The following is a 25,826-nucleotide window of genomic DNA, read 5'->3' on the forward strand; positions in this document are numbered from 1 at the left end:
AGCGGCGCGGACTTCGAGGGGGAAGTGGGCGGCACTGCGCAGTCATTCAGAGACCAGGACTGAGGAGCTCATCTGAGGAGCTCATGGCGCTCGCGTCTGCCTCGTGCGATGCGGCGGCATCGCAGCGATTTGGTCGAGGGCCGGACCGTCCGGCTCGCTGGCGATGGTCGGGGCCAGCGAGCGGACGGGCACGGCGAAGGTCTGACGGCCTTGTTCAGGCGGCCTTGTCAGGCAGCCTTGTTTAGGCGGCCTTGGCTTTCGCCACGTGGGTCGCGATCGCGTCCATCAGCGCCGGCGACAGGCAGTCATAGGGCTCGAGCCCGATTTCCTTCAGCCGCGAGCGGATGCCTGCCATCTGTTCCGGCTTCACGCCGGATTCGATCACGGAGGAGACGAAGGCAGCGAATTGCGGCGCCTGCGAGCCCTGCTCCTGGAACAGCTCGGGATGGATGAAGTCGAGGCCGTAGAACGGATGGCCCTTGTTCTCGATGCGGCCGTACATGTGCGTGCCGCAGGCCTTGCAGGCGTGGCGCTGGATCACCGCCGAGGGATCGACGATCTGGAGCTTGTCGCCGTTCTCGGTCACGCTGACGTTCTGGCGCGGCACCACGGCGACCACCGAGAAGTTCGCGCCTTGCGGCTTCCAGCACTTGGTGCAGCCGCAGGCGTGGTTGTGGGCGACGTCGCCCTTCACCGCGACCTTGACCGGGTGGTCCGTGCATTTGCAGACCAGCGTGCCGCCGGCAAAGTTGCCGCTGCCCTGTTTGACGCCGTTATCGATCGAGGGATGGAGTGCAACAGTCATGGGTCGATCCTCCTTGGGTGTGACGCTTTCGAACTAGAACACGACGACTGAACGGATGGATTTGCCCTCATGCATGAGGTCAAAACCCTTGTTGATCTCCTCGAGCTTGAGCACGTGGGTGATCATCGGATCGATCTGGATCTTTCCGTTCATGTACCAGTCGACGATCTTGGGCACGTCGGTGCGGCCGCGCGCGCCGCCGAAGGCCGTGCCGCGCCAGTTGCGCCCGGTGACGAGCTGGAACGGGCGGGTGGCGATCTCCTTGCCGGATTCGGCAACGCCGATGATGATCGAGGTGCCCCAGCCGCGATGGCAGGCTTCCAGCGCTTGGCGCATCACGGTGGTGTTGCCGGTGCAATCGAAGGTGTAGTCGGCACCACCGTCGGTCAGGTTGACCAGATGCGCGACGATGTCGCCGGTGATCTTCTTGGGGTTGACGAACTCGGTCATGCCGAACCGGCGGCCCCAATCCTCCTTGGAGTCGTTGATGTCGACGCCGATGATCTTGTCGGCGCCGGCCATCTTGGCGCCCTGGATCACGTTGAGACCGATGCCGCCGAGGCCGAACACGACCACGTTGGAGCCCGGCGTGACCTTCGCGGTGTTGACGACGGCGCCGACGCCGGTGGTGACGCCGCAGCCGATGTAGCAGCTCTTGTCGAACGGCGCGTCCTCACGGATCTTGGCGACGGCGATCTCCGGCAGCACGGTGAAGTTCGAGAAGGTCGAGCAGCCCATGTAGTGGTAGACCGGCTTGCCCTTGTAGGAGAAGCGGCTGGTGCCGTCGGGCATCACGCCCTTGCCCTGCGTCGCGCGGATCGCGGTGCAGAGATTCGTCTTCTGGCTCAGGCAGCTTTTGCACTGCCGGCATTCCGGCGTGTAGAGCGGAATGACGTGGTCGCCCGGTTTCACCGAGGTCACGCCCGGTCCGATCTCGCGGATGATACCGGCGCCCTCATGACCCAGGATCGACGGGAAGATTCCTTCGCTGTCGAAGCCGTCGAGCGTGTAGGCGTCGGTATGGCAGATGCCCGTCGCCTTGATCTCGACCAGGACTTCGCCGGCCTTCGGTCCTTCCAGATCGACTTCGACGATCTCGAGTGGTTTCTTGGCTTCGAAAGCAACGGCGGCACGTGTCTTCATCGTAAACTCCTCAAATTCTCGCAGGACGCCACGAGGTGGTATCGGTCCTGGTAACCTTCATTTCTTGCCCATGCAGGCGTCTTCCGCCTTGGTGTAGGTCTCGTTCTTCTCATCCTTCTTGGAGGGACGTTGACGGCCCCACGCCTCGTCGGAGCGGGCGCGCAGATAGACGTAGAGATCGTCCATGTAGCAGGCGACGTTCGGGTTGTCGCCGAAGGCAGGCATGACGTTCTCCTGCGCGGTCGAGATGTTCTTGCGACCGGAGGCGACGACGCCGAGGAAGTCGCCATAGCTCATGGTCTTGACCGAATCCTTCAACGCCGGTGCGTAGGTGGATCCCATGCCGTCGGGGCCATGGCAGACGTGGCAGTCGGAGTGATAGCGGCGATATCCGGAATAGGTGAACCAGTCCACGGTGCCATCGGCCGAAATCTTGTAGGTCGGGTTTCCTTCCTTATCGAGCCACTTTCCGTCGTCTTCCTTCTTGACGGCGGTCGGGTCGCCCGGACCGTCCGCAACGGCAATTCCCCCCGAGGTCACGAAGATGGTCGCAGCGATGACAAAGCAGATTTTACGCAAGAGATGATCCTCGAAGGCGTTCGGTGGAGACGAGCCGGCGCGTGGAGTTGATCCACGCGCCGGAGCGACACGAAGGTGAGGCTAGTTCGCCGCTGGCAGCGAGAACACGGTCAGCGTACCGCCGAGTGCCGTGTAGTTGCTGAGAGCCGCGTAGCCACCGACTGCGCCGAGACCGGCGGTCGGATCGGTCAGACCAGCTGCCAGACCGATACCGGCCCAGCCGCCCACGCCGGAGAGCACTGCGACATACTGCTTGCCGCCGTTCTCATAGGTGGTGACGTTGCCGATGATGCCGGAGGGAGTCTTGAACTTGTAGAGCTCCTTACCGGTCTTGGCGTCGACCGCCTTCAGGTAGCCTTCGAGCGTGCCGTAGAACACCACGCCGCCGGCGGTTGCGAGCGCACCCGACCAGACCGAGAACTGCTCCTTGTTCGACCAGACGATCTTGCCGGTCTTGCCGTCCCAGGCGATGAAATTACCCATATGGGTTTCACCCTGCGGCGGATACATCGAGAGCGTCGCACCCACATAGGGCTGGCCCGCGGTGTAGCTCACCTTGAACGGCTCGTAGTCCATGCAGACGTGGTTGGTCGGAACGTAGAACAGCTGCGTGTCCGGCGAGTAGGCTGCCGGCTGCTCGTCCTTGGTACCGAGCGCGGCCGGGCAGATGCCCTTGGTGTTGTGATCCTCGCCGCCCTTTTCAGTCGAGGCCGCGTCGAGAACCTTCGGGCGGCCATAGGTCGGTGAGTTCTTGTCCATGTCGACGCCGGAGGTCCAGTTCACCTTCGGGTCGTATTTCTCGGCGACCAGCAGTTCGCCGGTGACACGATCCATCGTGTAGGCGAGGCCGTTGCGGTCGAAATGGGTCAGCAGCTTGCGCGGTTGGCCGTTGATCGACTGATCCGAGAGGATCATTTCGTTGACGCCGTCATAATCCCACTCATCGTGCGGCGTCATCTGGTAGACCCACTTGGCCACGCCGGTGTCGGCATTGCGGGCCCAGATCGTCATCGACCATTTGTTGTCGCCTGGACGTTGCTTCGGGTTCCAGGTCGAGGGATTGCCTGATCCGTAATAGATCAGGTTCAGCTCAGGATCAAAGGAGATCCAGCCCCAGGTGGCGCCGCCGCCAATCTTCCACTGATCGCCCTGCCAGGTCTTGAGGCTGGAGTCCTTGCCGACCGGCTTGCCGAGAGCGGTGGTCTTCTCGGCATCGACCAAGATTTGATCATCAGGCCCTCCCGAGTAACCGCGCCAAGCCAACTTGCCCGTTTTGAGATCGTAAGCCGTCATGTGAGCCTGGACGCCAAACTCGCCACCGGAAATGCCAACCAGGACCTTGTCCTTGACGACGAGCGCCGCAGAGGTTCCGGTCTCGCCCTTAGTGGGATCGCCGTTCTTCACAGACCAGGCGACCTGGCCGGTCTTGGCGTCGAGCGCAACCAGTGTGGTGTCAGCCTGATGCAGGATGATCTTGCCGTCGCCGTAAGACAGGCCGCGGTTGACCGTGTCGCAGCACATCACCGGGATGACGTTCGGATCCTGCTTCGGCTCGTACTTCCAGATGATCTTGTTCTCGTTGGAAAGGTCAAGAGCATAGACCTTGTTCGGGAACGGCGTGTGGACGTACATCACGTTGCCGATGATCAGCGGGCCACCTTCGTGGCCGCGCAGCACGCCGGTGGAGAAGGTCCAGGCGACCTGGAGCTTGCCTACGTTTTGTGCGTTGATCTGGTTCAGCTTGGAATAGCGGGTATTGGCGTAGTCGCCCGCCGGCATGACCCAGTCTTTGGGATTCTGCGACATCTTGATCAGCTCGTCATTGGCTGACGCGCTGCCGACGGCGAGCATCGCCGCGGAGCCAAGATAGGTCGCCATTAGCACCTTGCGCATAGTCATTCCTCCGTTGGTCTCGTTTATTGTTTCCGAAGCATTGCTTAATCACCGGGCTTCTCGTCCGGCGTCTGCTCGTGCAGGGCGGTCACGTTTGGGACCAGAAACGATGCTGTGCTGTTTCCTCCTCCGGATGAGAGCTACGGGTCCACGTGCAGGAGAGGCCCGTTTTTGTTGTTCCTGCCGCAATCCCTAACGACTTCGTCATCGGGAAACTTGCCCAAGAGGGAAGCCGGTTTGCTTGACAGCGCACGGACGCAAAGTTTTTGATTTTGCAGTAGCGAATTCAGCGGCTTCCGCGCGCCTTCGCGACCGCCTTCGACGTTCAGGTTCCCCTTGACGGCGCTGCAACTAAGGCGGAGGATTAACCGTCAAGGGTGGCAATGGAACGATCGCGCTCGTTGCAAGAGACCGCTCAAATTCGAGGTAAACGTCACGCAATCATGGCTGAGGGCTCCGGCAGCGCTGGTTGCGATTCGCGTCGAATCTGCAGATGAAACCAGCGGCTGGATTAATGTCCGACACCATTCACACGCTCTCGACGACCGGCCTGACGCCGAAGCGGCAGATCCAGAGCTGGATCGACGGGCTGACAAGCCTGTGTGGGCATTTCGACGTCGATCCGCTCGAGGCGTCCTCGCTCGAGGGCCGCATCGACTACACGAGCGTCTCGCGCCTGAAGCTCTGCCAGATCGAGGTCAGCCAGCATCGCATCGCGCACACGCTGGCGCGCGCCAAAGCCAATGAACACCCGTACATCAAGATCCACTTCCAGACCTACGGCGTATCCTATTTCGAGCAGGAAGGCCGCCACATCGAGCTGAACCCGGGCGACATCATCGCCTATGACGTCTCGTGTCCGCATTCCATCATCAGCCCTGCCTTCACCCGCCACGACGTGGTGATCGTGCCGAAGGCCTTGCTGCGTGACCGTGGATTCCCGTCGCAGCGGATGCCGGCCTGCAAATTGTCGGCGAAGACCGGGACGGGGAGGATCGCCCATGATTTCGTCCATGCCACCTTCGACGAGGCGGCCAAGCTGTCGGCGAACAGCGCGGTCGGTGTCGCCGATTCGCTGATCGACCTCTTGCTGCTGCCGTTGCGCGAAGCGGACACGATGTTCGATCGCGTCGGGCCCGAGGCGATGTATGTGCGCGCGCAATTCTTCATCCGCGAGCACCTGCGCGATCCGGATCTGTGCATCGACCAGATCTCCGCCGAGCTCGGCTGCTCCAAGCGCTATCTGCACATGCTGTTCTCCGAGCGCGGCACCACGGTGAGCGACTACATCTGGCAGGCGCGCTTGCAGAATTGCCGCCAGGAGCTCGAGGCGCACGGCGGCAAGACCATCACCGACGTCGCCTTCTCCTGGGGCTTCTCCAGCTCATCGCATTTCAGCCGCGTGTTCCGGAAATATTTTGGCGTGGTGCCGTCCTCGATCCACAAGGCCCAGCAAGGCGCCGCGGCCTCGGGCGAGCATTAGGCGAGCGCCGCAGCCGACCTAGGCCGCGCGGCGATATCTCTCAGGCCGATATGGCGACGTAGGGAATGCTGGTCACGAGAGCGACCAGCAGCACCGCGTTGCCCAGCATGCCGCTCCAATGCAGCCGGCGCAGCCGGCGCGGGGCTTCAGCATCGCCTGCGTCCCTCGCGCGGAGCTGGTCGTCGATCCGTTGCATGAACCAGCGGCGCCCGTAGATGGCCAAGGCTGCAATCAGCCCAACGCCCATCGCGGCGACCAGGCGACCGTCGAGCAGGAAAGCCAGCGCCCCGATCACGCCGGCGACGCGCATCACCAGAAAATGGGCGTTGAACATCCCACGCAAGAGCTGGGCGACGGGCTGGATATCGAGCTTCACCAGCAGGAAGGCGGGCGAGGCCAGCGTGAAATAGCCCATCGGAAAGAGCAGGATGATCATGACGGCAACGGCGACGCCATCCGGTGTCATGCGATCGGCCTTTCTTGTCCGCCGGTGAGGGGGCGGTACCGGCGCACAATCATAGCGGGAAAGTGCGGTTCCGACACTAGGCTTTGGTCGGATGCCGGGTTGCGATGGGACAGCCCGGTGCGCCGCGCAAGGTTCAGGCCGGCTCGAGGCCGAGCGACCGCGCGCTCTCGATCCAGATCGGCAACTCGTGCTGATACAGGGCATTGGTCTCCTTGAAGCCGATGGCCGGCTCGAGCACGAAGGTCGCGAGAACCTCCTTCACCTTCGGATCGCTGTTGGCGGCGACGCAGAGCGCCGCCAGGCGGTCGACCACCGGCTGCGGCGTCGCCTTCGGCACGGCCCAGCCGGAGAAGCCGCTCACGGTGAAGAATTTCGACGTTGCGTCCTGCTCCGGGAGGGTCTTGATGGCGGGGATCGCGTCGACCTTCTTCGAATGCACGGCGAACACAGTGCCGCGATCGCTTTGCAGGACGGACTGCGCCGCCGTGTAGCTGCCCATTGCGGCATCGAGCGTGCCTTCCAGCATCCCTGTCCACATCGGCGCCTCGCCGCGGTAATGGACCGGCTCGATGTTGAGACCGTACTGCTTGTTGAGCTCGTTGATCGTCATGTGCGGGGCCGAGCCCGCGCTATAGGTGCCGAAGTTGACCTTGCCGCTCTTGCGCGCGAAGGCGACGAAATCCTCCAGCGTATTGACCCCGGTCTTGGGGTTCGCGACCAGCAACAGGCCGGCGCCCGGGATGACGCTGACCAGCGTCAGATCCTTGTCCATGTCGTAGCCGGGATTCTTCATCACGACCCGGTTCATGATGTAGGTGGTCGAGATCGAGCACAGGATGGTGTGGCCGTCGGGCTCGGCGCGGGCGACCTCTGCGGTGCCGATCGCGCCGGAGGCGCCGGGCTTGTTCTCGACCACGACGGTCTTGCCGACCTGCTTGGAGATGAATTCGCCATAGGCACGCGCGAGCAAATCGGTCTGTCCGCCGGCGGGATAGCTGCAAATCATGCGGATCTGCCGCGAGGGCCAACTGCCTTGCGCCGAGGCGCCGCGCGCGACGAAGGGCATCGCGATTGCACTGGTACCGGCGGCGATGAAGTGGCGGCGATCGAATTTTGCGGGCATGATTCCCTCCTGATTTTTGCCGACCCTACTGCATCAGGCTGGGGTGGTAGGCGAGACAGATTGGCGCATTCGACAAGGCCGCCGCGGTGCCCATTTTGTGCGTCATCCGGGCGATCGGGTCTTCCGCATCACCCGCAGCCAGACGATCTCGGTCAGGGCTACCGCAATCAGGCCGAACGTACCGCCGATCAGCACGTTGACGATGCGCTCCTCGGCGATGCCGTTGGCGCCGCCGGCAAAGGATGCGGCGAGCGCAATGAAGAAGCAGCGCAGGCCGAAGCCGACGATGTAGCGGGAGAACGAGATCAGGGTGAGGGTGGCCGCCAGAATCGCGATGGCGTAGCCGACGCGGCTTTGCGACAGGGCAAGGCCTGGGAGAAAGCCGAGCGGCACGCCGACGAAGGCGCCGATCGCCCGCTGCTTCAGCTTGCCGGTGGACGCCGTGAGGTCGCCGACCACGACGCTTGCGGCCGACCACATCACCCATTGCCCCTGCGCGAGGTTGAAGATCTCGACCAGGGCGGCTGCGGCAAAGACCGCCATGGCGGTTGCCGCAGCGGGCAGAAACCAGTCGGCCGCGGGCGGTCCGAACGAGGTCGCGGCATTGCCACGCTGCCGCTGGTCGTAAATCTGGATAGCGCAGACGAGCGCCAGCGCGATCGGAGAGGAGGCGATGATCACGCCGGCAGGACGTATTGCTTCCTCGGCGCTCACGCCCTCCCGCACCTCGCAGGCGAGATAGACGGCCGGGATGAAAACCCAATTGCCGAGCGTGCGGAAATGTTCGCCGTAGCGCGTCCCCGCCACCGCAAGGAAGCCGGCGATCGCCGTCAGCACCACGAATAGCGGCTTGACCGGAGCTGCAAGGAAAAGCGCGGCAAAGGTGACGAGAATGGCGAGATAGTGCCACGCGACGACTTTTGGCGGAAAGTGCTGCCTGAGCGCCGGAATGAGCAGCGAGACCGCGACGAGCCCCAGGTTCAGCAGCGCCGTCTCGCGCGAGATGAAATAGGCGGCGACCATCGGGCCGACGACGATCAGAGCGCGCAGGAGTTCGGCGGTCTTGACTTCGCGGGAGAGGAGATCGCGCAGGTTGGTGGCGGAGGGTGTCGTGGGGGGATTCACGGGGCACCAAAGGGGCGAACGAAACACTATGCATACCACGGAAATGTGGTCGGCACTTTGGCGTGTGGAGCGACGGTCGCACCACACCCTCGCTGTAATCGCCCGGCTTGACCGGGCGATCCAGTATTCCAGAGGCGCTTGCGATTGAATCGAGAGGCCGCGGCGTACTGGATGCCCCGCCTGCCGCCTACGCTAAAGCTTCGGCGCCCCTAGACCTCAACCCCGGCGAAGCCTTGGCGTAGCCGGGTCGCGGGGCATGACACCGGTGATGTGGTGGCACGTGAGGCCACCTCACCTTTGAATGATCTTCGCCCAGACATCGCCGAGCACCGCAGGCTCGCGCGGCGGCAGATAGGTGAGGCCGGCCTGCTTGCCGAATTCGGCGATCTTGCCCTCGGCGCCAAGGCTGGTCAGCGCCTTGTTGACCGCGTCGATCAGTGCGCCGTCGCTGGCGAGCCCGACATAGCCGCGATTGGCGCCGATTGGATAATAATAGCCCGACGCGGTGATCGTCGTCTCCGGATGCGCGGCGCGGTGGGCGTCGAAACGGCCGAGGTCGATCAGCGTCGCGTCATAGTCTCCGCGCTGGAGCGCGCCGAGGAGATCGTCGCGGCCGGGGACGAGATGGGTGATGCTGTCGATCAGGCGGCCCTTGTCGAAGGTCATCAGGATGGCATCGCCCAGCGACCCGCTCTCGATAGCAAGGCGAAGGCCGGCGAGATCGCCGATGTCGCCGATCTTGCGGCCCTGCGCTTTCGGCCCGAGTACCACCGTCATCGGCGAATAGACGTAAGGCTGGCTGGGCACAAGCACGCCGAGCGCGACGCGGCGGCGCCGGTCGTCGCGCGTGGCCCCGGCGAAGTCCGGCAAGCGTGCCGTCTTCATGCCGGGCTTGACGAGGGAATCCGTCGTCAGCGCATAGCCGCCGACCAGCGAGCAGCGCCCATCGGAGAGCAAGGCGTTGGCCTCGAGCTGCGGGCTCGAATCCTCGTCCAGCTTGCTCTCGAACCACTGGATTTTCAGCGGCCGGCCGATCCGGTCCGCGATCGCCTGCGCCAGCAGCACGTCGAAGCCTGAATCCGGCTTGCCCTTGTGATGCATCGAGAGCGGAGGCCGGTCCTCGTCGAGACAGACCTTCAGCGGCTCATCGGCCGCACGCGCGGCTGTGGTCGCCGCCGCGAGGATCGCGGCAACGCTCCATGCGGCGAGCCAGGGTCTCATGGCTTTCTCCTGCTCGAGACGAAAGCCCAGAGATTGCCGATCTCGTCGTCGCTCAAAATGTCGGCCCAGGGCGGCATCTTGTTGTTCTTGCCGTTCTTCACCGTCGTGACGAAGCGCGTCTTGTCGTCGGGAAAGGCGCGCAGGTCCGGCGTGATGGTGCCGGAATTCATCATGTTGGGGCCGTGGCAGTGCGAGCATTTCGAAGTATAGGTCGACTTGCCATAGTCGATCTGTGCCTGCACGGGATTGTCGGTTGCATCGTCCGCGGCACGAACGGTCGCCGCAAGCGCGACCGTCAGCACCGCGACGGTGGCGATCGTCGCCACCGTCTTGTGAGATATGTCCTTCAGCATCGGGCCGTGGTTATTGCTTGACCGCAAAAACCCACAGCGAGCCGCCGGGCGGCACTTTGGCAAGCCGCTCGTCGCCGGAGAACAGCGAGTAGACGCCGCCATAGCCGGAGGTGACGGCAACGTACTGCACGCCATCCTGCTGCCAGGTCACCGGTTGTCCCTCGATGCCCGAGCCGGTCTGGAACTGCCAGAGCTTCTTGCCGGTGTCGGCATCGAAGGCCTCGAACTCGCCGGTCAGCGCGCCCGAGAACACGACGCCGCCTGCGGTCGACAGCACGCCCGAGAAGCGCGGGATGTCGCTCGGCGCTTCCCACTTGGCCTTGCCGGTCATGGGATCGATCGCCTTCAGATGACCGCGCGGGCCGTCACCCCACTCCCAGAGGTCGGTGAGGTCCATGCCGAGATACCATTCGCCCTGCTTGAAGGTGACGGGCTCGGTCTTGTACCTGCCGCCGAAGGCGAGCGTGTTGGCATAGGCGAGGCCGGTCTGCGGATTGAACGACATCGGCTCCCAGTTCTTGCCGCCGAGGATCGACGGATAGACGGTGACCTTCTTACCGTCGCGCGCGTCCTTCGTGACGTCGGTCTCGATCGGCTTACCGGTCTTCATGTCGACGCCGGTCGCCCAATTCACCTTCACGTAAGGATTGGCCGCGAGCAGCTTTCCGTTGGTGCGGTCGAGCACGTAGAAGAAGCCGTTGCGGTTCGCGTCCATCAGCACCTTGGTCGGCTTGCCCTCGACATTCATGTCGGCGAGGACCATCTCGGCCACCGAGTCATAGTCGAACGGATTGTTCGGCGAGAACTGGTAGTGCCACTTGATCTTGCCGGTCTTGGGATCCATCGCCAGCACGGAGCAGGTGTAGAGGTTGTCGCCGGGACGCACCGCCGAGTTGAACGGTCCGGGATTGCCGATGCCCCAATAGACCGTGTTGAGCTCGGGATCGTAGGAGCCGGTGATCCAGGTCGAACCGCCACCGAGTTTCCAGGTGTCGCCCTTCCAGGTGTCGCCCCCGGGCTCGTCGGGCGAGGGGATCGAATGGGTGCGCCAGAGATGCTTGCCCGTCGCCGGATCCCAGCCGTCGATGAAGCCGCGGGTGCCGAACTCGGCGCCGGAGATGCCGGTGATGACGACACCGTCGGCGACCAGCGGCGCCACCGTCATCGAATAGCCTTCCTTGATGTCGGCGGCCTTCTGACGCCACAGCTCCTTGCCGTCCTTGGCATCGAGCGCGATCACGTTGGCGTCGAGCGTGGTGCGGAAGACCTTGCCGTCATAGAGCGCGGCGCCGCGGTTGATGATGCCGCAGCAGACGATGCGCGGCGTCTCGGCGGGATACTCGACCTTGGATTTCCAGATCTGCTTGCCGGTCTTGGCGTCGACCGCCATGGTGGCGTTGTGCGAGGTCACGTAGATCACGCCCTGGTACACCAGCGGCTGCGATTCCTCGCTGCGATCGTCGTTGAAACTGTAGTTCCAGACCGGGACGAGATTCTTGACGGTGTCCTTGTTGACCTGGTTCAGCGTCGAGAAGCGCTGCAGATTGTAGCCCATCCCGTAATTGAGAACGTTCGATGTATCGGTCGCGCCCTTGACCAGTTGCTCGGTGGTCTGTGCGCTCGCACAAGTCGATGCAAGCATGACGAGGCTCGCGGCCATCGCAAAGCGTTTCATCCGTTCCTCCCAATATGCGCGCCTTTTGACGCTGCGGCACCAACACTCCGCCCGAACGCAAAACACGTCAATACGAAAGTCGTAAGTGCGTCGCCGATATGTTGGATGCCAGATGCCGGTCACCTGACAGAAACCTGACAACCGACTTTCACTTGTGCGCAGACGCTGAAAAAATTCCGTGGCATGAAGCGGTGCCGGCTTCGGCCGCTCTGCTCGGGCCGTCGGGTTCCGCGAGTTGTGCGGTGCGGAGGTTGCAATTCCGGACTTGAACCGGGGCTCGCTTGTAGACTTATGTCGTTTCGACCCCCTACGAATCGGGGGGCTGGTCAGGAGGGTTTGATGATTTCACGTCGCTCAGTTGCGCTTGCGCTCACGATTGCAGTGCTGTCCGGTCCAGCTTGGGCTGCTTCCGGCAACGCCGTAAAGATGTTCGACACCGACAATGACGGCACGCTCGATCTCGCCGAGGTAAAGAAGGCGGCCGCCGCGCTGTTCGCAAAGCTCGATCCCGATCACGACGGCACGCTGGACGCGCGCGAATTGCGCGGACGGTTAACGGCGAAAGAACTCGCCGCCGCCGATCCCGATCGCGACGGGACTCTCACGCTCGACGAATATCTCGCGGTGGTGGAACAGCGCTTCAACGCAGCGAATCCCGACAAGGACGGAACGCTGGATGCGAAGGAGCTGAACTCGCGCGCCGGCCGCGCGCTGCTGCGCTTGTTGCGGTGAGAGACGCGGCGCTTGACTGGGAGCGAAGGCGATTTGCCCGAGAGGGAAATTCGCGAGCATAATGCGACAGTTCGCTGTGTTTGCGCTTCGATTCCAGGCTTGCGCTGCACCTGACGCAGCCCTAGGTTTTGCCCCGCGCGATGTCGCGCTCAATACCCTTGGGAGACCCGAATGGCTTGGAAAGCTCCGAAGATCGTGGAAGTGCCGGTCGGCATGGAAATCAACATGTACGCCTGCGCTGCGCGCAAGTAAGACTGACGACCTGCCGCGGCTTCGATGGCGAACGCCGTCGAAGCCGTGGTAGTGTTCGCAATGCCCATTGGAGCCCACACGATCTGGACGGCAATTGCGTTCGGTGTTGCGCTTGCACCGGCGTGTGTCAGTGCCGAAGAGAGCTTTGATACCGAGCACATCTTCGGCTTCATGATCGGCACCGATGTCGGCAATCCCGGCGAGCGCGAATTCCAGACTCAGACCACGGGACGCTTCGGCAAGGGCGGCACCTATCGCGCCCTCCAGCAGGAGGTCGAGATCGAAGTCGTGCCGCTGCCGAACTTCCGTATCGAGGTCGGCGGCACCGCCACGCTGCATGACATCACCGGCGTCCCCGATATCGACGACCGCCGTCAGTTCAATTTCCAGGGCGCCTCGCTCGACCTGCGTTACCGCCTGCTCGACCGCGAGCGCGCGCCGTTCGGATTGACTGTCGCCGCCGAACTCCATGGCGATCGCATCGACGAGACCAGCGGCGCGAAGGGACGGATGTACGGCTCCGAATTCACGCTCGCTTTCGACCGCGAGCTGGTCCCGAACTTCGTCATCGGCGCGCTCAACTTGATCTATCAGCCGGAATGGGCGCGCTTCGAGGTGGCAGGTCTGTCCGAGAAGAGTTCGACGATCGGGGCGGCGTTTGGCGGCTTGGTGCGCGTGCGCCCCAATTTTCTGCTCGGTGGGGAGATGCGCTACTTCCGCCAGTATGAGGGCATCGGCCTCGGTGAGTTCTCGGGGCAGGCGCTGTTTGTCGGTCCGACCGCCTATTTCCAGCTATCGGAGAAGTCGCGGCTCACCCTGAGCTGGAGCATGCAGGCCTGGGGCCGCCCGGCCGGATCTGGCGGCAATCTCGACCTCGTCAATTTCGAGCGTCATCAGGCGCGATTGGTGTTCGGGGTAAACTTCTAGCGTGTTCCGCCTTTGCCCGCGCGCGGGGGAGAGGGAACATCCGTCCGTTTGAAACTTCCCGCTCCTCGGAACGTAATCTTTCGTGCTAATCTCCATTGTCCCCTTGCGACAGGATCCCGGCATGAACCCGATTGACCTGGTGGTGACTGTATGTGCGGTGCTCTCGCCTGCGACCTGCGAGGAGCAGCATCTGGTGTTCAACTTTGCGGGGTCGCCGAGGCAATGCGTGATGGCCGCGCCGCCCTATATCGCCCAATGGGTCGGCGACCATCCGAAGTGGCAGGCGGTGCGGTGGCGCTGCGAATATCCGCACCCGAACGACAAGGCGTGAAGCGCTCGCGCTGCCGGGCCTTGAGTGCTCTGACCCCTCATCCTGAGGAGCCGCGAAGCGGCGTCTCGAAGGATCGAGGCCGAGCTGAATCAGCCGGGCCTTCATGGTTCGAGACGCGCTTCGCGCTCCTCACCATGAGGGTCTCATAACTACTTCGTGCAGTCCTTCAGGTCCTTGTCGGCGATCGAGAACACCGCGTCCGCCTTGATCTCGATGTCGCGGACGATGCACTGCCGCGCATTGGGATAGCTGACCCTGGCGTCATAGCGGCCGGGTTCGACACCGGTGATGCGCAGCCGCTCGTCGTGGTCGACCTCCTTGTCCTTGTCGTTCAGGCACTGGTTCGGGCCCCACTCGGTCTTGCCGGCGGGCGAGAGCTGGAAGCCGGAGATCGTCTCCGTCGTCAAATTCCAGAGCCGGATGCCCTTGCCTTTGCTTTGGGCGGCGGCTTCGCCGGTCAACGTCAACAACGCGATCAAAGCCAGAAACCAACGCATCAGCCGATCCTCCCAAAGGCGCCCTGTTATTCCCTGATCAGGCGCTCGCGGTTCTTTGCCTTGTCGAAATTCCTGGCGCGGTCAAGGCCGATCGGCGCGATCAGCTTCGCCGAGGCAAGATCAGCGCCCTCGAAATCGGCGTCAGTGACGGTGGCTCCGGTCAGGTCGGCGCCGCCGAGCTGAGCATTTTTGAGCGATGCGCCGGTCAGGTCGGCTCCCTTGAGGGAGGCAAATTCGAGATCGACGCGCGACAGGTCGGCATTGCGCGCGTTCAACCCTTCCAGATTGGCGGATCGCAGCACGGCGCGCATCAGCCCCATCGACTGGTTGCGCATATCGGCGCCAAGATGCGCGTCCGCAATCGAGGCGCCGATCAGGCTTGCGCCGGTGAGGTCGGCCGCGATGCGAGCACCGGTCAGGTCCGCGCCGTCCAGACGCGCGCGCGCCATCTGCGAGGCGAACAGATTGGCGCCCTTCAGGCTCGCGCCCGCGAGATCAGCGTCCAGCAGCCACGCCTGATCGAGGATCGCCCGATCAAGACGGGCACCGGCGAGTTTCGTCTTGTTGAGTCGTGCCGCACGGAGAATCGCCGTGGAAAGGTCGAGCCCCGAGAGATCGAGCCCCGACAACCGCTTGCCGGTGAAATCGGCCGGCGCCCCGGCGCTGGCTTTGGCCAGGATGGCCTCGACCTCCTGCCGGCTCATTTCCGCAGAGACCATCGCGGGTGAGGTGAGGTCGACGTCACGCATCATGTCCTGCGCGCTCGCCATGGTCGCGACGAGAGCGAGGCCAAGCGTCATGAGGGCGACCATTCGCGTCATCATCGGGCTCCGCTACGGGCCCTGTTTAGCACGCGCTTTGCGTGGCTGCCTATGAGGCATCACGCCCGGCGCGTTCGCCGCCATGTTCGCCTTGGATTCTCGCCGCGAGGTCCGCCCTGATCGCGGCTACCTCTGCGTCGCCGCGTGCGCCACGCGGGATGCTGATGGGCACCTCTGCCAGAATTCGCGCCGGCTGCGGCGACAGGAAGAACAAGCGGTCGCCGAGGCGGATCGCATCGTCGAGGCTGTGGGTGACGAGCAGCGTCATCATGGGGCGGCTTGCGACCAGCGTCGCGATCTCCTCGCGCAGGCGGCCGGCGAGCGCGTCGTCGAGCGAGGCGAGGGGCTCGTCGAGCACGAGCAGATCGGGCTCGACCGCGAAGGCGCGGGCCAGCGCGACGCGCCGGGCAAGACCCAGCGACAATTCGCCGGGAAAGTGGCTCCGATGCGCCTCCAGCTCCAGGATCCTGAACAGCTCCGACAGCTTCGCCTCGGAGATATCAGGAGCCGCAAGCCGCACATTCTGCTCGACCGAGCGCCACGGCAGCAGCCGCGGCTCCTGGAACACCATCCCGATCCGCGCTTCCGGTGGACGCGCGATGGTCCCGTGGAAATCGCGGTCGAGCCCGAGGATGATGCGCAGCATCGTGCTCTTGCCGCAGCCGGAGGGGCCGATCAAAACGCCGACCTCACCGGATTGAAGCGCGAAGCTGACCGGGGCCAGCACCTCGTGCGTTTCGCCCGCGGCACTCCTGAATGTCTTTCCGGAGATATCGACTTCAAGCCGCACGGGGCCGCCACCGTGTTGCGCGGGCTTCGAACGGCTGCACCAGCAAGGTTTCGATGACGAGTACGACGGCCGCGAAGGTGAGCGAATAGGCCAGCAGTCGCGGCGTGTCGAACAGCTGGAAGGCGACGCCGATCTCGAAGCCGACGCCGTTCGGCCGTCCCAGCAGCTCGGCCACCAGCACGATCTTCCATACCAGCGACAATCCGGACCGGGCCGAGGCTGCGATATAGGGCGCAAGCTGCGGCAGCACGACGTGGCGGAACGCGCGCCAGCGCGGCATCGCGAACACAGTGGCCATCTCGTCCAGCGAACGGTCGAGCGCACGCGTGCCCTCGCGCAAGGTGACGATGGCGGTCGGCAGCTTGTTGATGGCGATCGCCGCGATCGCGGCCGCTTCGGTCAGGCCGGCCCAGATATAGGCCAGCACGATCACGACCAGCGCCGGCAGGTTCAGCAGCAGGATCAGCCAGGGATCGCCGAGCCGGTCGGCGAGCTTCACCCGCCCCATCAAATAGCCGATGGCACTGCCGAGCGACATCGCCAGCACGAAGGCGAGCGCGACGCGCGCCAGCGTGGCGCCGAGATGCAGGAACAGGGCGCCGCTCGATGCTTCCGCGATGATGACGTTGAGCACGGCAGGCGGGGAGGGCAGCTTTGCGCCGCCGACGAACAGAGCCGCAATCCACCAGGTCGCGAGGAACAGGGAAAACGAGAGAAGACGCAGCACCTCAGTCTCCGGGGACTGCGTGATAGAAGGTGCCGGGATCGAGCTCGGCCGCCGGCCCGACCAGGTCACGTCCGCCGATCTCGGCGAGCACGCGATAGAGCACGCGCGCATCCGCCTCCTCGTCCACGATGCTCCGGCGCGGAATGCCGTCGCGATAGCGGTCGCGGTAGGTCTTCAGGATGGCCGGATCGCTCGCGCCGGTGAGCGGCGCGATCTTGTCCCAGGCGGCATCCGAGGTGACCAGCAGCTGCTTGGCCTTGCGGGTCATCGCAATGAAACGCGCCACCGCATCGCGGTGGGTTGCGGCCCAGCTCTCGTCGAAGACATAACCGACCGCGGACACCGCGCCCTTGGCCCCCAGCTTCGGCAAAATGTCCTCGATGCCGGCGAGGCGGCGAAAGCCCTTGGCCTCGAGCTGCGCACAGAAATTCCAGAAGTTGAGGCTCGCATCCATCTCGCCATCGAGCGCCTTGGCGGCAATCAAGGGCGGCGCGCCATAGACGATGCTCGCGTCCGACTTCAGGTCGATGCCGTCCTGCTTCATCCGCGCCTGCAGCAGCAGCCAGCTCTTGTCGATCGCGCCGCCGCCGACGCCGAGCTTCCGTCCCTTGAGGTCGGCGAGCGTCTTGAGCGGCGAGGATGCGGGCACCATCACCGCGCCGAGCGCGCTGGAATAAGGATAGAAGGTGAGCTTGGCGCCGAGCACGCGCTCGCGCGACACCCACAGCCAGTCGGACAGGATGATGTCGGCACTCCCGGCACGCAGCGCGATCTTGCCGGCCTCGGGGCTCGCGAGCTCGGCGACGTCGAGCGACAGATCGGCTTCCTTGTCGAGCCCGCCGGCGCGGATCGCCGCCAGCTCCCAGGAGAATGTTCCCGTCTTCTGCACTGCAAGGCGGATCGTATCCGCGGCGCGGCCGGGTGCGGCCAGCGACAGCGCCAGCGTCATCGCGAGCGCCAATGTTCGTCCAGGCGCTCTCAAACCAAGTGCTCTCATCACCTTGTGAGCCGTTTCCTCGAAGGGAGTGCTTTTCATGACAATACGCATAGCATAGCTTTCGTCGCAACCAGCGGGAGGACGCTCATGAATCTGGCGGGACAGCTACGACCGATTGTCGCCGCATTGGCGGTGTGGGCTGCGACCGTCTACGCCGCACGTGCCGAGGAGGCCAACGATTATCCGACCTCGGCGCGTGCCGAATACGTCTATGGCTGCATGAAGGCCAATGGCGAGAGCCGGCAGTCGATCGAGCAATGTTCCTGCTCGATCGACGTGGTGGCCTCGATCGTGTCCTATGACCGTTACGTCACCGCCGAGACGGCGCTGAGCATGTCCCAGGTGCGCGGCAATCTCGGCGTTCAGTTTCGTACGTCCGAGCAGGCGAACTCGGCGGTGAACGATCTCCGGCGCGCGCAGGCGGAAGCCGAGGTGAGGTGTTTCTAGCTGCCGCATAGAGGGTGCGGTCCCTTCTCCCCTTGTGGGAGAAGGTGGCGCGAAGCGCCGGATGAGGGGTATGCCTCCGCGAATACTATCGCAAGAGAGTAGCTCGCGGAGACAAACCCCTCACCCAAGCGAATTTTTGTCTACCAGCGGTGCTGCCCTCTCCGGGGCGAGGGCACAGTCATTCGCACCGCGTTTGACTTTGAAGGGGGAGGGAAGGCAGCGCCTTACGTCCCCGGCTTCTCCACATCCCATTCATTGCGGAACACGTGCCCATCCGTGTCCTTCGCCTCCGCACGGAAGCGCTTGGCACCGTTGGACACATACGTGAAGCGCAGGTTGGGATCTTCCGAGATCGAGATGCCGCCCTCCATCGACAGCACGGGGCTGTCGTCCTGCGTCAGCTTCAGCTGGTTGACGAAAAAGGCGGGGATGTAGAGCTGCGTGACCTGATCCATTTGCAGCCCGGAATTGTTGGGATGGCCGATCATGATCTGCGCCTCGCGGACGCGGCTGGCCGGTGCCTCCTCGCGCGCGAATTGCCGGTAGCGCATCTGGCCGAGCCGGTTCCTGGCTTCCTCGATGTTCTTTCCTGCCGGCGCCGAGCAGCCGCCTGAGGCCTTCACATAGGTCTTGGCGACGTAGAGCTGGCCGTCGCTGAGCTCGGCGACCGCGTGGACGTCGGTATAATTGTTGACGCGCACGCGCGTGGAGATCTCGGTGACGTTGGCATCTGCGCCGAGCTCGAACTTCGCTGCCATCGGCGCGGGGTTGCGGTCGATCACCAGCGTGATCGAACGGATGCGGCGGCTATCCGCGGGCGACAGTTTGCTGCGCAGGGTCACCGGCACGATCGCCGCGTCCTCGGCGCGATAGGGCATCTCGATGCCGATGACGTCGTTGCCGTCGTTGATCGGACGGTTGCTGAAGATGTCCTGCACCAGCCCCGGCCAGGGATCGTAAGCCTCCTCGGCGCTCGCCGGCACAGCGAAGGCGATGCCAAGCAATGCGGCGATCAGGGGCAGGCGGCGTGTGCATCCCGTCATGGTCGTGGTTCCGTGCGGACGAAGCAGTTTTCTCTGGGGCGGCGCAGCCGATCCCCCGTCCAGCGTAGCGCGTCCACTACTCCCATTCAATTTCCGAAAATGCTGCGGTTGCGTTGCGAGCATTGTAGTCGTCGAACAATTGCCAATGCGGCCGTTCCGATGCGGCCGCCTTGTCGGCGGCAGTCCGGATCGGCTCGCCCTTCTTGTTCGACGCCCGGACGTCCGCCAGCAGGGTCGTGAGATAACGCCGCTCGTCGCCGAGCGCGGCAGGCCAGTCGCTCACAGGCCCGTGACCCGGCACGACGCGCTGCGCCGGAATTTTATCGAGTTCCCCGAGCGTGCCGAGCCAGCCGCGGATGCTGCCGTCCATCACCGGAATATGGCGGAGGAAGACGAGATCGCCCGCGAACAGCGTCTTGCTGGTCTCGTCGAACACGGTCAGATCGTTGTCGCTGTGCCCGGCCGACCAGGCCCGCAAGGTGAGGCGGCGCGACCCGAGATCGAGCGTCAGGGTATCAACGACGAGCAGGGTGGGCGGCACGATCTTCACGGGATCGATCAATTCGCTACCCATGATGCGTCTAAAATTGTCGAGATAATACGGCCCGCGCGTCGCCAGCGCCTGCGGCAGCTTGCTGTGGCCGACGAAGCTGGTTCCCTCTGCGGCAAAGGCCGCATTGCCGAAGACATGGTCGGGATGGCCGTGGGTGTTGATGACGTAGCGGATCGGCTTGGATGTGCGAGCCCGCACCGCCGCCAGCAGCGCCTCGCCCTCACGGAGGCTGCCGCCGGTGTCGATCACGGCCACCGCATCCTCGCCGACGATAAAGCCGACATTGGCGATGTCGCCTTCGTTCTCGCGGGTCATGAGGGCGGTGGTCCCGGAGTGCACGAAGATTCCCGGTGCGACTTCGCTGACAGGCAATTCGGCTGCCCCGGCGCGTGCTAGCGTTGCTGTCCCCAGCAGGGACAGGGCTGCGATCAAGGAAGCGATGCGAGACACTTTTCCGCCTCAGTTCAGATGGCTTGCCGCACTGCACTGCAACAAACCAAAGCCAACACAAAGTTTGGCAAAGCATGGCGCGTCATGCGTTGCATGGCTAGCATTCAAACAAACCGAGGAGGAAGCGCGATGACGGAGGCCGGGCGACATCGTCGCTGGTTGTTTTCACTGTGGGTCCTGGTGGCATCCTGCGCATTCGGCGACGTCGCCATTGCGCAGACCAGCGAGACCGGCGACCTCTCGTTCGAGTTGGTCGATCCAAAAGTGCTGCGCGTCTGTGCAGACCCGCGCAATCTGCCGTTCTCGAACGAGAAGGGCGAGGGGTTCGAGAACAAGCTCGCCGAGCTGCTCGCAGACAAGCTCCAGAAGAAGCTCGACTACGTCTTCTTCCCGCAGGCCACCGGCTTCGTGCGGATGACGCTGGGCGCGCATCGCTGCGACGTCATCATGGGATTTCCGCAAGGCGACGATCTCGTGCAGGGCACCAATCCCTATTATCGCACGTCATACGCGCTGGTCGCGAAAACAGGCAGCGGGCTCGAGGAAGTCGATACGCTCGAAGACCCGAAGTTGAAAGGCAAGCATGTCGGCATCGTCGCCGGCACGCCGCCGGCCACCAACATGGCGATCGCCGGCCTGATGGGCGATGCAAAACCCTATCCCCTGATGATCGACACGCGCTTCGACAACTCCGCACAGGCGATGGTCGACGACCTCGTCGCCGGCAAGATCGACGCAGGCGTGCTGTGGGGTCCGATGGCCGGGTATTATGCGAAGAAGGCTGGCTCGCTTCATGTCACGCCGCTGGTGAAGGAAACCTCGGGGCCAAAGCTGGTCTATCGCATCGGCATGGGCGTGCGCCCCGCCGACCAGAACTGGAAGCGGCAGCTCAACAAGCTGATCCAGGAGAACCAGGGCGAGATCAACAAGATCCTGATCGACTTTGGCGTGCCGCTGCTCGACGAGAGCGACAAGCCGCTCGGCGCGGAGACGGCCAAGAAGACGCCATGAGGCGGCGCGTTGCCGCTGCGCTGGTTGCCGCCATTCTGGTGGCGCCAGCGTTGGCGCAGCAGCAGGAGCCGTTCGAGCCCGAGGGGTATCGCTCCGACAATTACCGCGCGCCGGTGCCGGCGACGCTCACTGGCGCGCGCGTGCTGACGACTGCGGAGGCCGAAGCAATCTGGCGTGCGAAGAGCGGCGCCTTCATCGACGTGCTGCCGCGCGCGCCGAAGCCGAAGAACCTTCCCGAAGGCACCGTCTGGCGCGATATGCCGCGAAAAAACATACCGGGCAGCACCTGGCTGCCGGACACCGGCTACGGCGTGCTGCCGCCCGCCATGGACGATTATTTCCAGCGCGGCCTCGCCCACGCCGCGCGCGGCGACAAGGCTGCGCTGCTCGTGATCTATTGCCTGGCCGACTGCTGGATGTCCTGGAACGCCGCCAAGCGCGCCTTGGCCTACGGTTATGCCAACGTCGCCTGGTACCCCGACGGCACCGACGGCTGGGAGCGCGCGAAGCTTCCGCTGGACGATGCGCAACCCGAGCCGCGGCCGGAGCAATAGTTCTCTCCTCGTCATTGCGAGCGTAGCGAAGCAATCCAGAGTCCCTCCGTGGAAAGATTCTGGATTGCTTCGCTGCGCTCGCAATGACGGTGTGGGTCGAGCGTCCGCGCACATCGACTAGACGCCTCGCGGAAGCTTCCTTTCGCCGAGAGCGAGGCGGAAGCAAAGCCTACTGCTTCTGCAGCTTCGTCAGCGTGCCCGTACCGTTGTTGTCGGTCGCCGAGTACGTCACCCTGTCGCCGGCATGGACGGCATCCAGCATCGCGGCGTCCTTGGCCTTGTACTCCTGAAGCGTGCCGGCGCCGCCTGCGCTGCCGCCGACCGTGCCCTTCTGTGTCTGCTGGATCGAGATCGTGCTGTTGAGCCGGTCGATTCTGGTGACCATCCCGGTCATGTCGTCAGCAAAAGCAGGGGACGCAAGCGTGCTGATGGCTGCAGCGCATGCGAAGATGAATTTTGTTGTTCCCATCGAGGCCTCCCGACGTCTTGGAGTTCACGTCGACAAGCCATCCTAGAGCGATTTGGTTCCGGCTGATAGCGCGGCAAAGGGTAACGATTGATATCGCGGGAACTTTCCGAAAGTCGTCGTCAGCGAGGCTGACGCTATTCCATTTCCTGCTGGATCACGCGTCCGAGAGCGAACAGGCGCTGGTCAATCGCGGTCGGAACCTCGCAGACGAACCGCACCACCTTGTGGCGATCTTCGAAAATGCGGGTTTCCCAGATCAACTGGTTGCTGAGCGCATCGACCTTTGCGTCGTCGCGTGGTGTCGCGCTCTGGAGCGCCTGGAGCTGGATCGACTCCTCGCGGATCTTGTCGGCCGCCTCGCGCTGTTTGCGGCTGACGCGTTCGAGCCCGTTCATGACCTGCGAGCGCTGGGCGTTGAGCGTGTCGAACAAGCCGGCGAACAACAGCTTGGCGTTCGCCGTCTTGTCAGCGGCGGAGCCGGCCAAAAACTCCTTCACCGACTTCTCGGCCTCGTCCATCGGCGTCTTCCGCGCTGACAGTTTTGAGACCAGCGCGGTGACCTTTGCGTCGTCCTTCCATTTGGTCTCGGCGTCGTCGAGTGCGGGACCGGCCCAGACGGCGGCGAGCGAGATGTCCGGCACCTTGGCCTGCGTGCAAGGCCAGTTGGGATAGCGCGGATCGGCGGCGCACGCAGCCGTGCTCGCAACGGCGAGCGCAAAAGCGGCCATGGCCAGAACCTTCATCCTTCGCCTCCCGCAGGGCCCCGTCGCGCCAGCCCGCGCGAGGGATCATAGGCCAGAATCGCGCCGATCATGAAGACGATTGTGCAGGCCGCCACTACCGCCAGCGAGATCCAGTTGATTTGCCCGTAGAATGCAAAACGGATCAGTTCGACCGCATGGGTGAACGGGTTGGCCTGGCAGAGATAGTAGAGATAGGGGCTCCCCTCCTGCACGCGCCAGAGCGGGTAGAGCGCGGAGGAGGCGAAGAACATCGGAAAGATCACGAAGTTCATCACGCCGGCGAAGCTTTCAAGCTGCTTGATGCCCGAGGAGATCAGCATGCCGAGCGAGCCCAGCATCAGCCCCGACAGGATCAGCGCCGGCAGCACGGTGAGATAGCCGATCGCGGGAGGGGTGATGTCCCAGAACCAGGCGATCAGCAGGAACGCATAGACCTGGAGTAGCGACACCGCGGTGCCCGCCAGCAGCTTGCAGAACAAGAGGAACCCGCGCGGCAGCGGGCTCACCAGCAGCGTCCGCATGTTGCCCATCTCGCGGTCATAGACCATCGAGAGCGAGGACTGCATGCCGTTGAAGAGCTGGATCATCGCCATCAGCCCGGGCGCGATATAGACCTCGTAGAGGATGTAGGTCTCGTAGGGCGGGATGATCGAGATGCCGAGCACCTGGCGGAAGCCGGCGGCGAAGATGAACAGCCATACCAGCGGCCGCACCAGCGCCGAGACGAAGCGCTCGCGCTGATGCAGGAAGCGCAGGCCCTCGCGCCAGACGATGCCGGTGAGGCAGGTCATGTATTCCGCGGCCGAGAAACCGCGCGGTGTATCCCGCGTCGTGATGCTGCTCATGCGCCGCCTCCCGGCATCGTCTGCGCACCGGTCAGGCGCATGAAGGCGGTGTTGACGTCCTGCGCGCCGGCATCCGTGATGACGCGGCTCATCGGCCCCTGCGCCAGCACCTTGCCCTGGTGCAGCACCACGAGGTCGTCACCAGCCATGATCTCGTCGAACAGATGCGTGGCCCAGAGCACGCCGATGCCTTGCTCGGTCACGAGCTGGCGGACATGGCTGATGATGTCGGCGCGCGCCTTGACGTCGAGGCCGACGGTCGGCTCGTCCAGCAGCAAGAGGCGCGGCCGGTGCAGCAGGGCGCGGGCGATCTCCAGCCGCCGCATCTGGCCGCCGGAGAGATCGCGCACCTTGCTGCCGGCACGCTCCGAGAGGCCGATGCGGCCGAGCAGCTCGGCGCTGCGCGCGGCCGCCTCGCGCCGGCTGATGCCGTGGAGTGCGGCGTGATAGAGCAGGTTCTGCGTCAGCGACAGGTCGAGATCGAGCGTACGCGGCTGGAACACGACGCCGAGCAGCCGCAGCGCCTCGCCGGGGCTCTTGCTGATGTCGTGGCCGAAAATGCCGACGCGGCCGCTCTTGATGCCGAACAGGCGCGTGATCAGCGAGAACAGTGTGCTCTTGCCGGCGCCGTTGAGCCCGAGCAGCGCAGTGAAGCTCGCGGGCTGCACATGGAAGGAGACGTCCATCAACGCCCGGCGCGGCCCATAGGAATGGCTGACGCCATCAATCGACAGCGCCGGCACCGCGGCCGCTTGCAGCCTCGGCATCTCCTGTGGCTCGGCGATGGGAGCAGGGCTGGTCATGGCGAGATCGTAATGCCCCAGGGCAGTTCGCCCACCTGAATGGTCTTGATCACCTTTTGCGCGGCGACGTCGATGACCGAGACGTCGTTCGACACGCCGTTGGTGGTGAGCAGGTATTTCTCGTCCGGCGTGAACGCCATGTGCCAGACGCGCTGCCCCACCAGCAAATATTTCGTCACCTTGCGCGACGCGACGTCGACCACGGCGACGCGGTTGGCCGGGCCGAGCGCGACGAAGGCGGTCTTGTCGTCTTTGGTCATGCCGATGCCGACCGGCTGGATCGCCTCTTTCCGCAACCCCGGAATCTCGAACGTGACCTTGCCGGTCACCTCGTGCTTTTTGGGATCGATGATCGAGATGGTGCCACCGATCTCCGAGGACACCCACAGCTCGGAACTGTCGTGCTTGAATTCGGCAAAGCGCGGCCGCGCGTCGACCAGCACGTTGGCGACGATCTGGCGCGACGAGGTGTCGATGAAATGCGCCATGTTGGTCGTCTCGGACGTGTTGATCAGCGTCTTGCCGTCCGGGCTGATGGTCATGCCCTCGGGCTCGACGCCGACCTGGATGTCGCCGAGCCGCGCGCGCTTCTCCAGATCGATCACGGTCACCGTGTTGTCGTTCTCGTTGGCGACATAGAGGATTTTTCCGGCCGCATCCTGCGCGAACAATTCCGGGTCGGGCCCGGAGGGCAGGCTGTCCACGATCGCTTGCGTCTTGGCATCGATCACCTGGATGGTGTCGTCGTCGCCGACCGCGACCATCACGAACTTTCCGTCGCGCGTGAAATCGATGCCGCGCGGGCGCTGGCCGACCTTGATGGTCTTGGTCACGGTCCAGCTGTCGGTGTCGATCACCGAGACCGTGTTGCTCTTCTCGTTCGAGACATAGGCGATGAAGGCGTGCGCGGGCGCGGCCGCAAGCGCCAGTCCGGACAGCAACCCCACACGCCACATGCGCAACATTCG

Annotated in this window: 30 protein-coding genes; 8 read left to right on the top strand and 22 right to left on the bottom strand. The window is 64.0% G+C overall.

The features are described from left to right. Nucleotides 1–241: 241 nt before the first annotated feature. The 4 genes from gfa to xoxF5 form a co-directional block, all read right to left on the bottom strand. Complete coding sequence (gene gfa, locus ABIB99_RS25405; protein WP_166100510.1) at nucleotides 242–805, bottom strand: S-(hydroxymethyl)glutathione synthase; 564 nt, start codon at nucleotides 803–805, stop codon at nucleotides 242–244. A gap of 33 nt (nucleotides 806–838) precedes the next feature. Beyond that, on the bottom strand, nucleotides 839–1,948 hold the full coding sequence (locus ABIB99_RS25410; protein WP_014493614.1) for an S-(hydroxymethyl)glutathione dehydrogenase/class III alcohol dehydrogenase: 1,110 nt from the start codon (nucleotides 1,946–1,948) through the stop codon (nucleotides 839–841). A 57-nt stretch (nucleotides 1,949–2,005) separates the two neighbouring features. Further along, nucleotides 2,006–2,527 (bottom strand): c-type cytochrome, methanol metabolism-related, encoded by a 522-nt coding sequence (locus tag ABIB99_RS25415; RefSeq protein WP_207794581.1) that lies wholly within the window; start codon nucleotides 2,525–2,527, stop codon nucleotides 2,006–2,008. Nucleotides 2,528–2,608: 81 nt separating this feature from the next. Beyond that, nucleotides 2,609–4,420: a lanthanide-dependent methanol dehydrogenase XoxF5 gene (gene xoxF5, locus ABIB99_RS25420; protein WP_063981978.1), complete on the bottom strand. Its 1,812-nt coding sequence runs from the start codon at nucleotides 4,418–4,420 to the stop codon at nucleotides 2,609–2,611. 514 nt (nucleotides 4,421–4,934) lie between these two features. On the opposite strand from xoxF5, the gene ABIB99_RS25425 reads away from it, so the two are divergent. After that, nucleotides 4,935–5,903 (top strand): helix-turn-helix domain-containing protein, encoded by a 969-nt coding sequence (locus tag ABIB99_RS25425; protein ID WP_014493617.1) that lies wholly within the window; start codon nucleotides 4,935–4,937, stop codon nucleotides 5,901–5,903. Nucleotides 5,904–5,943: 40 nt separating this feature from the next. Here ABIB99_RS25425 and ABIB99_RS25430 read toward each other — a convergent pair whose 3' ends face one another. The 6 genes from ABIB99_RS25430 to ABIB99_RS25455 form a co-directional block, all read right to left on the bottom strand. Next, nucleotides 5,944–6,369: a hypothetical protein gene (locus ABIB99_RS25430; protein WP_259256575.1), complete on the bottom strand. Its 426-nt coding sequence runs from the start codon at nucleotides 6,367–6,369 to the stop codon at nucleotides 5,944–5,946. A 133-nt stretch (nucleotides 6,370–6,502) separates the two neighbouring features. Beyond that, on the bottom strand, nucleotides 6,503–7,492 hold the full coding sequence (locus ABIB99_RS25435; protein ID WP_354177936.1) for a Bug family tripartite tricarboxylate transporter substrate binding protein: 990 nt from the start codon (nucleotides 7,490–7,492) through the stop codon (nucleotides 6,503–6,505). A gap of 102 nt (nucleotides 7,493–7,594) precedes the next feature. Continuing rightward, entirely contained in the window at nucleotides 7,595–8,617 is a 1,023-nt protein-coding gene (locus tag ABIB99_RS25440) for an FUSC family protein (protein ID WP_354177938.1), read from the bottom strand. Nucleotides 8,618–8,908: 291 nt separating this feature from the next. Then, entirely contained in the window at nucleotides 8,909–9,838 is a 930-nt protein-coding gene (locus ABIB99_RS25445) for a substrate-binding periplasmic protein (RefSeq protein WP_354177940.1), read from the bottom strand. Next, nucleotides 9,835–10,191, bottom strand: a complete 357-nt coding sequence (locus ABIB99_RS25450) for a c-type cytochrome (protein WP_354177942.1) — start codon at nucleotides 10,189–10,191, stop codon at nucleotides 9,835–9,837. Before ABIB99_RS25450 ends, ABIB99_RS25445 begins: the two co-directional genes overlap by 4 nt. A gap of 10 nt (nucleotides 10,192–10,201) precedes the next feature. Continuing rightward, nucleotides 10,202–11,866 carry a methanol/ethanol family PQQ-dependent dehydrogenase gene (locus tag ABIB99_RS25455; protein WP_135216043.1) on the bottom strand — a complete coding sequence of 555 codons (1,665 nt, stop codon included), beginning with the start codon at nucleotides 11,864–11,866 and terminating at the stop codon, nucleotides 10,202–10,204. A gap of 339 nt (nucleotides 11,867–12,205) precedes the next feature. On the opposite strand from ABIB99_RS25455, the gene lanM reads away from it, so the two are divergent. The 4 genes from lanM to ABIB99_RS25475 all read left to right on the top strand — a co-directional run bounded on the left by lanM (nucleotide 12,206) and on the right by ABIB99_RS25475 (nucleotide 14,108). After that, the gene (gene lanM / locus ABIB99_RS25460) at nucleotides 12,206–12,598 is read left to right on the top strand and encodes a lanmodulin LanM (RefSeq protein WP_063981985.1); all 393 of its coding nucleotides are present in this window, start codon (nucleotides 12,206–12,208) and stop codon (nucleotides 12,596–12,598) included. Nucleotides 12,599–12,769: 171 nt separating this feature from the next. Further along, complete coding sequence (gene pqqA, locus ABIB99_RS25465) at nucleotides 12,770–12,850, top strand: pyrroloquinoline quinone precursor peptide PqqA (protein ID WP_012029362.1); 81 nt, start codon at nucleotides 12,770–12,772, stop codon at nucleotides 12,848–12,850. A 24-nt stretch (nucleotides 12,851–12,874) separates the two neighbouring features. Continuing rightward, nucleotides 12,875–13,777, top strand: a complete 903-nt coding sequence (locus tag ABIB99_RS25470; RefSeq protein WP_354177945.1) for a DUF6662 family protein — start codon at nucleotides 12,875–12,877, stop codon at nucleotides 13,775–13,777. 121 nt (nucleotides 13,778–13,898) lie between these two features. After that, complete coding sequence (locus tag ABIB99_RS25475) at nucleotides 13,899–14,108, top strand: hypothetical protein (protein WP_014493627.1); 210 nt, start codon at nucleotides 13,899–13,901, stop codon at nucleotides 14,106–14,108. 149 nt (nucleotides 14,109–14,257) lie between these two features. Here the strand turns inward: ABIB99_RS25475 and ABIB99_RS25480 are convergent, their stop codons facing one another. From ABIB99_RS25480 to ABIB99_RS25500, 5 genes are read right to left on the bottom strand one after another with little or no spacing between them, the layout of a single operon-like run. Further along, nucleotides 14,258–14,605, bottom strand: a complete 348-nt coding sequence (locus ABIB99_RS25480) for a hypothetical protein (protein WP_354177947.1) — start codon at nucleotides 14,603–14,605, stop codon at nucleotides 14,258–14,260. Nucleotides 14,606–14,631: 26 nt separating this feature from the next. Further along, nucleotides 14,632–15,429, bottom strand: coding sequence for a pentapeptide repeat-containing protein (locus tag ABIB99_RS25485; protein ID WP_354177949.1), 798 nt, complete (start codon nucleotides 15,427–15,429; stop codon nucleotides 14,632–14,634). A gap of 46 nt (nucleotides 15,430–15,475) precedes the next feature. Next, complete coding sequence (locus ABIB99_RS25490; protein ID WP_354177951.1) at nucleotides 15,476–16,216, bottom strand: ABC transporter ATP-binding protein; 741 nt, start codon at nucleotides 16,214–16,216, stop codon at nucleotides 15,476–15,478. Then, nucleotides 16,206–16,943 carry an ABC transporter permease gene (locus ABIB99_RS25495; RefSeq protein ID WP_038957639.1) on the bottom strand — a complete coding sequence of 246 codons (738 nt, stop codon included), beginning with the start codon at nucleotides 16,941–16,943 and terminating at the stop codon, nucleotides 16,206–16,208. The genes ABIB99_RS25490 and ABIB99_RS25495 overlap by 11 nt, the downstream gene beginning before the upstream one ends. Nucleotide 16,944: 1 nt before the next feature. Beyond that, entirely contained in the window at nucleotides 16,945–17,892 is a 948-nt protein-coding gene (locus tag ABIB99_RS25500) for an ABC transporter substrate-binding protein (protein WP_354178124.1), read from the bottom strand. 135 nt (nucleotides 17,893–18,027) lie between these two features. Here ABIB99_RS25500 and ABIB99_RS25505 point away from each other — a divergent pair, with 135 nt between their 5' ends. Then, a complete protein-coding gene (locus ABIB99_RS25505) occupies nucleotides 18,028–18,387 on the top strand; it encodes a hypothetical protein (RefSeq protein ID WP_014493633.1) in 360 nt (119 codons plus the stop codon). A 224-nt stretch (nucleotides 18,388–18,611) separates the two neighbouring features. Here the strand turns inward: ABIB99_RS25505 and ABIB99_RS25510 are convergent, their stop codons facing one another. Beyond that, nucleotides 18,612–19,430, bottom strand: a complete 819-nt coding sequence (locus ABIB99_RS25510; RefSeq protein ID WP_028156716.1) for a quinoprotein dehydrogenase-associated SoxYZ-like carrier — start codon at nucleotides 19,428–19,430, stop codon at nucleotides 18,612–18,614. A gap of 76 nt (nucleotides 19,431–19,506) precedes the next feature. Next, entirely contained in the window at nucleotides 19,507–20,433 is a 927-nt protein-coding gene (locus ABIB99_RS25515; protein WP_354177954.1) for a quinoprotein relay system zinc metallohydrolase 2, read from the bottom strand. 129 nt (nucleotides 20,434–20,562) lie between these two features. Here ABIB99_RS25515 and ABIB99_RS25520 point away from each other — a divergent pair, with 129 nt between their 5' ends. After that, nucleotides 20,563–21,444 carry a substrate-binding domain-containing protein gene (locus ABIB99_RS25520; RefSeq protein ID WP_354177956.1) on the top strand — a complete coding sequence of 294 codons (882 nt, stop codon included), beginning with the start codon at nucleotides 20,563–20,565 and terminating at the stop codon, nucleotides 21,442–21,444. Next, a complete protein-coding gene (locus ABIB99_RS25525; RefSeq protein WP_354177958.1) occupies nucleotides 21,441–21,998 on the top strand; it encodes a PQQ-dependent catabolism-associated CXXCW motif protein in 558 nt (185 codons plus the stop codon). Before ABIB99_RS25520 ends, ABIB99_RS25525 begins: the two co-directional genes overlap by 4 nt. A gap of 169 nt (nucleotides 21,999–22,167) precedes the next feature. Here ABIB99_RS25525 and ABIB99_RS25530 read toward each other — a convergent pair whose 3' ends face one another. From ABIB99_RS25530 to ABIB99_RS25550, 5 genes are all read right to left on the bottom strand, one after another. Next, nucleotides 22,168–22,467, bottom strand: a complete 300-nt coding sequence (locus ABIB99_RS25530; protein WP_063981995.1) for a copper-binding protein — start codon at nucleotides 22,465–22,467, stop codon at nucleotides 22,168–22,170. Nucleotides 22,468–22,601: 134 nt separating this feature from the next. Next, nucleotides 22,602–23,210 (bottom strand): hypothetical protein, encoded by a 609-nt coding sequence (locus ABIB99_RS25535; RefSeq protein ID WP_063981996.1) that lies wholly within the window; start codon nucleotides 23,208–23,210, stop codon nucleotides 22,602–22,604. Next, on the bottom strand, nucleotides 23,207–24,055 hold the full coding sequence (locus ABIB99_RS25540; RefSeq protein ID WP_063981997.1) for a lanthanide ABC transporter permease protein PedC: 849 nt from the start codon (nucleotides 24,053–24,055) through the stop codon (nucleotides 23,207–23,209). The genes ABIB99_RS25535 and ABIB99_RS25540 overlap by 4 nt, the downstream gene beginning before the upstream one ends. Then, nucleotides 24,052–24,858, bottom strand: a complete 807-nt coding sequence (locus ABIB99_RS25545; RefSeq protein ID WP_354177961.1) for a lanthanide ABC transporter ATP-binding protein PedB/LutE — start codon at nucleotides 24,856–24,858, stop codon at nucleotides 24,052–24,054. The genes ABIB99_RS25540 and ABIB99_RS25545 overlap by 4 nt, the downstream gene beginning before the upstream one ends. Beyond that, nucleotides 24,855–25,823 (bottom strand): YVTN family beta-propeller repeat protein, encoded by a 969-nt coding sequence (locus ABIB99_RS25550; RefSeq protein ID WP_063981999.1) that lies wholly within the window; start codon nucleotides 25,821–25,823, stop codon nucleotides 24,855–24,857. Before ABIB99_RS25550 ends, ABIB99_RS25545 begins: the two co-directional genes overlap by 4 nt. Nucleotides 25,824–25,826: the final 3 nt, after the last annotated feature.

Source organism: Bradyrhizobium sp. LA6.1, from assembly GCF_040547805.1.
Lineage (GTDB): Bacteria > Pseudomonadota > Alphaproteobacteria > Rhizobiales > Xanthobacteraceae > Bradyrhizobium > Bradyrhizobium barranii.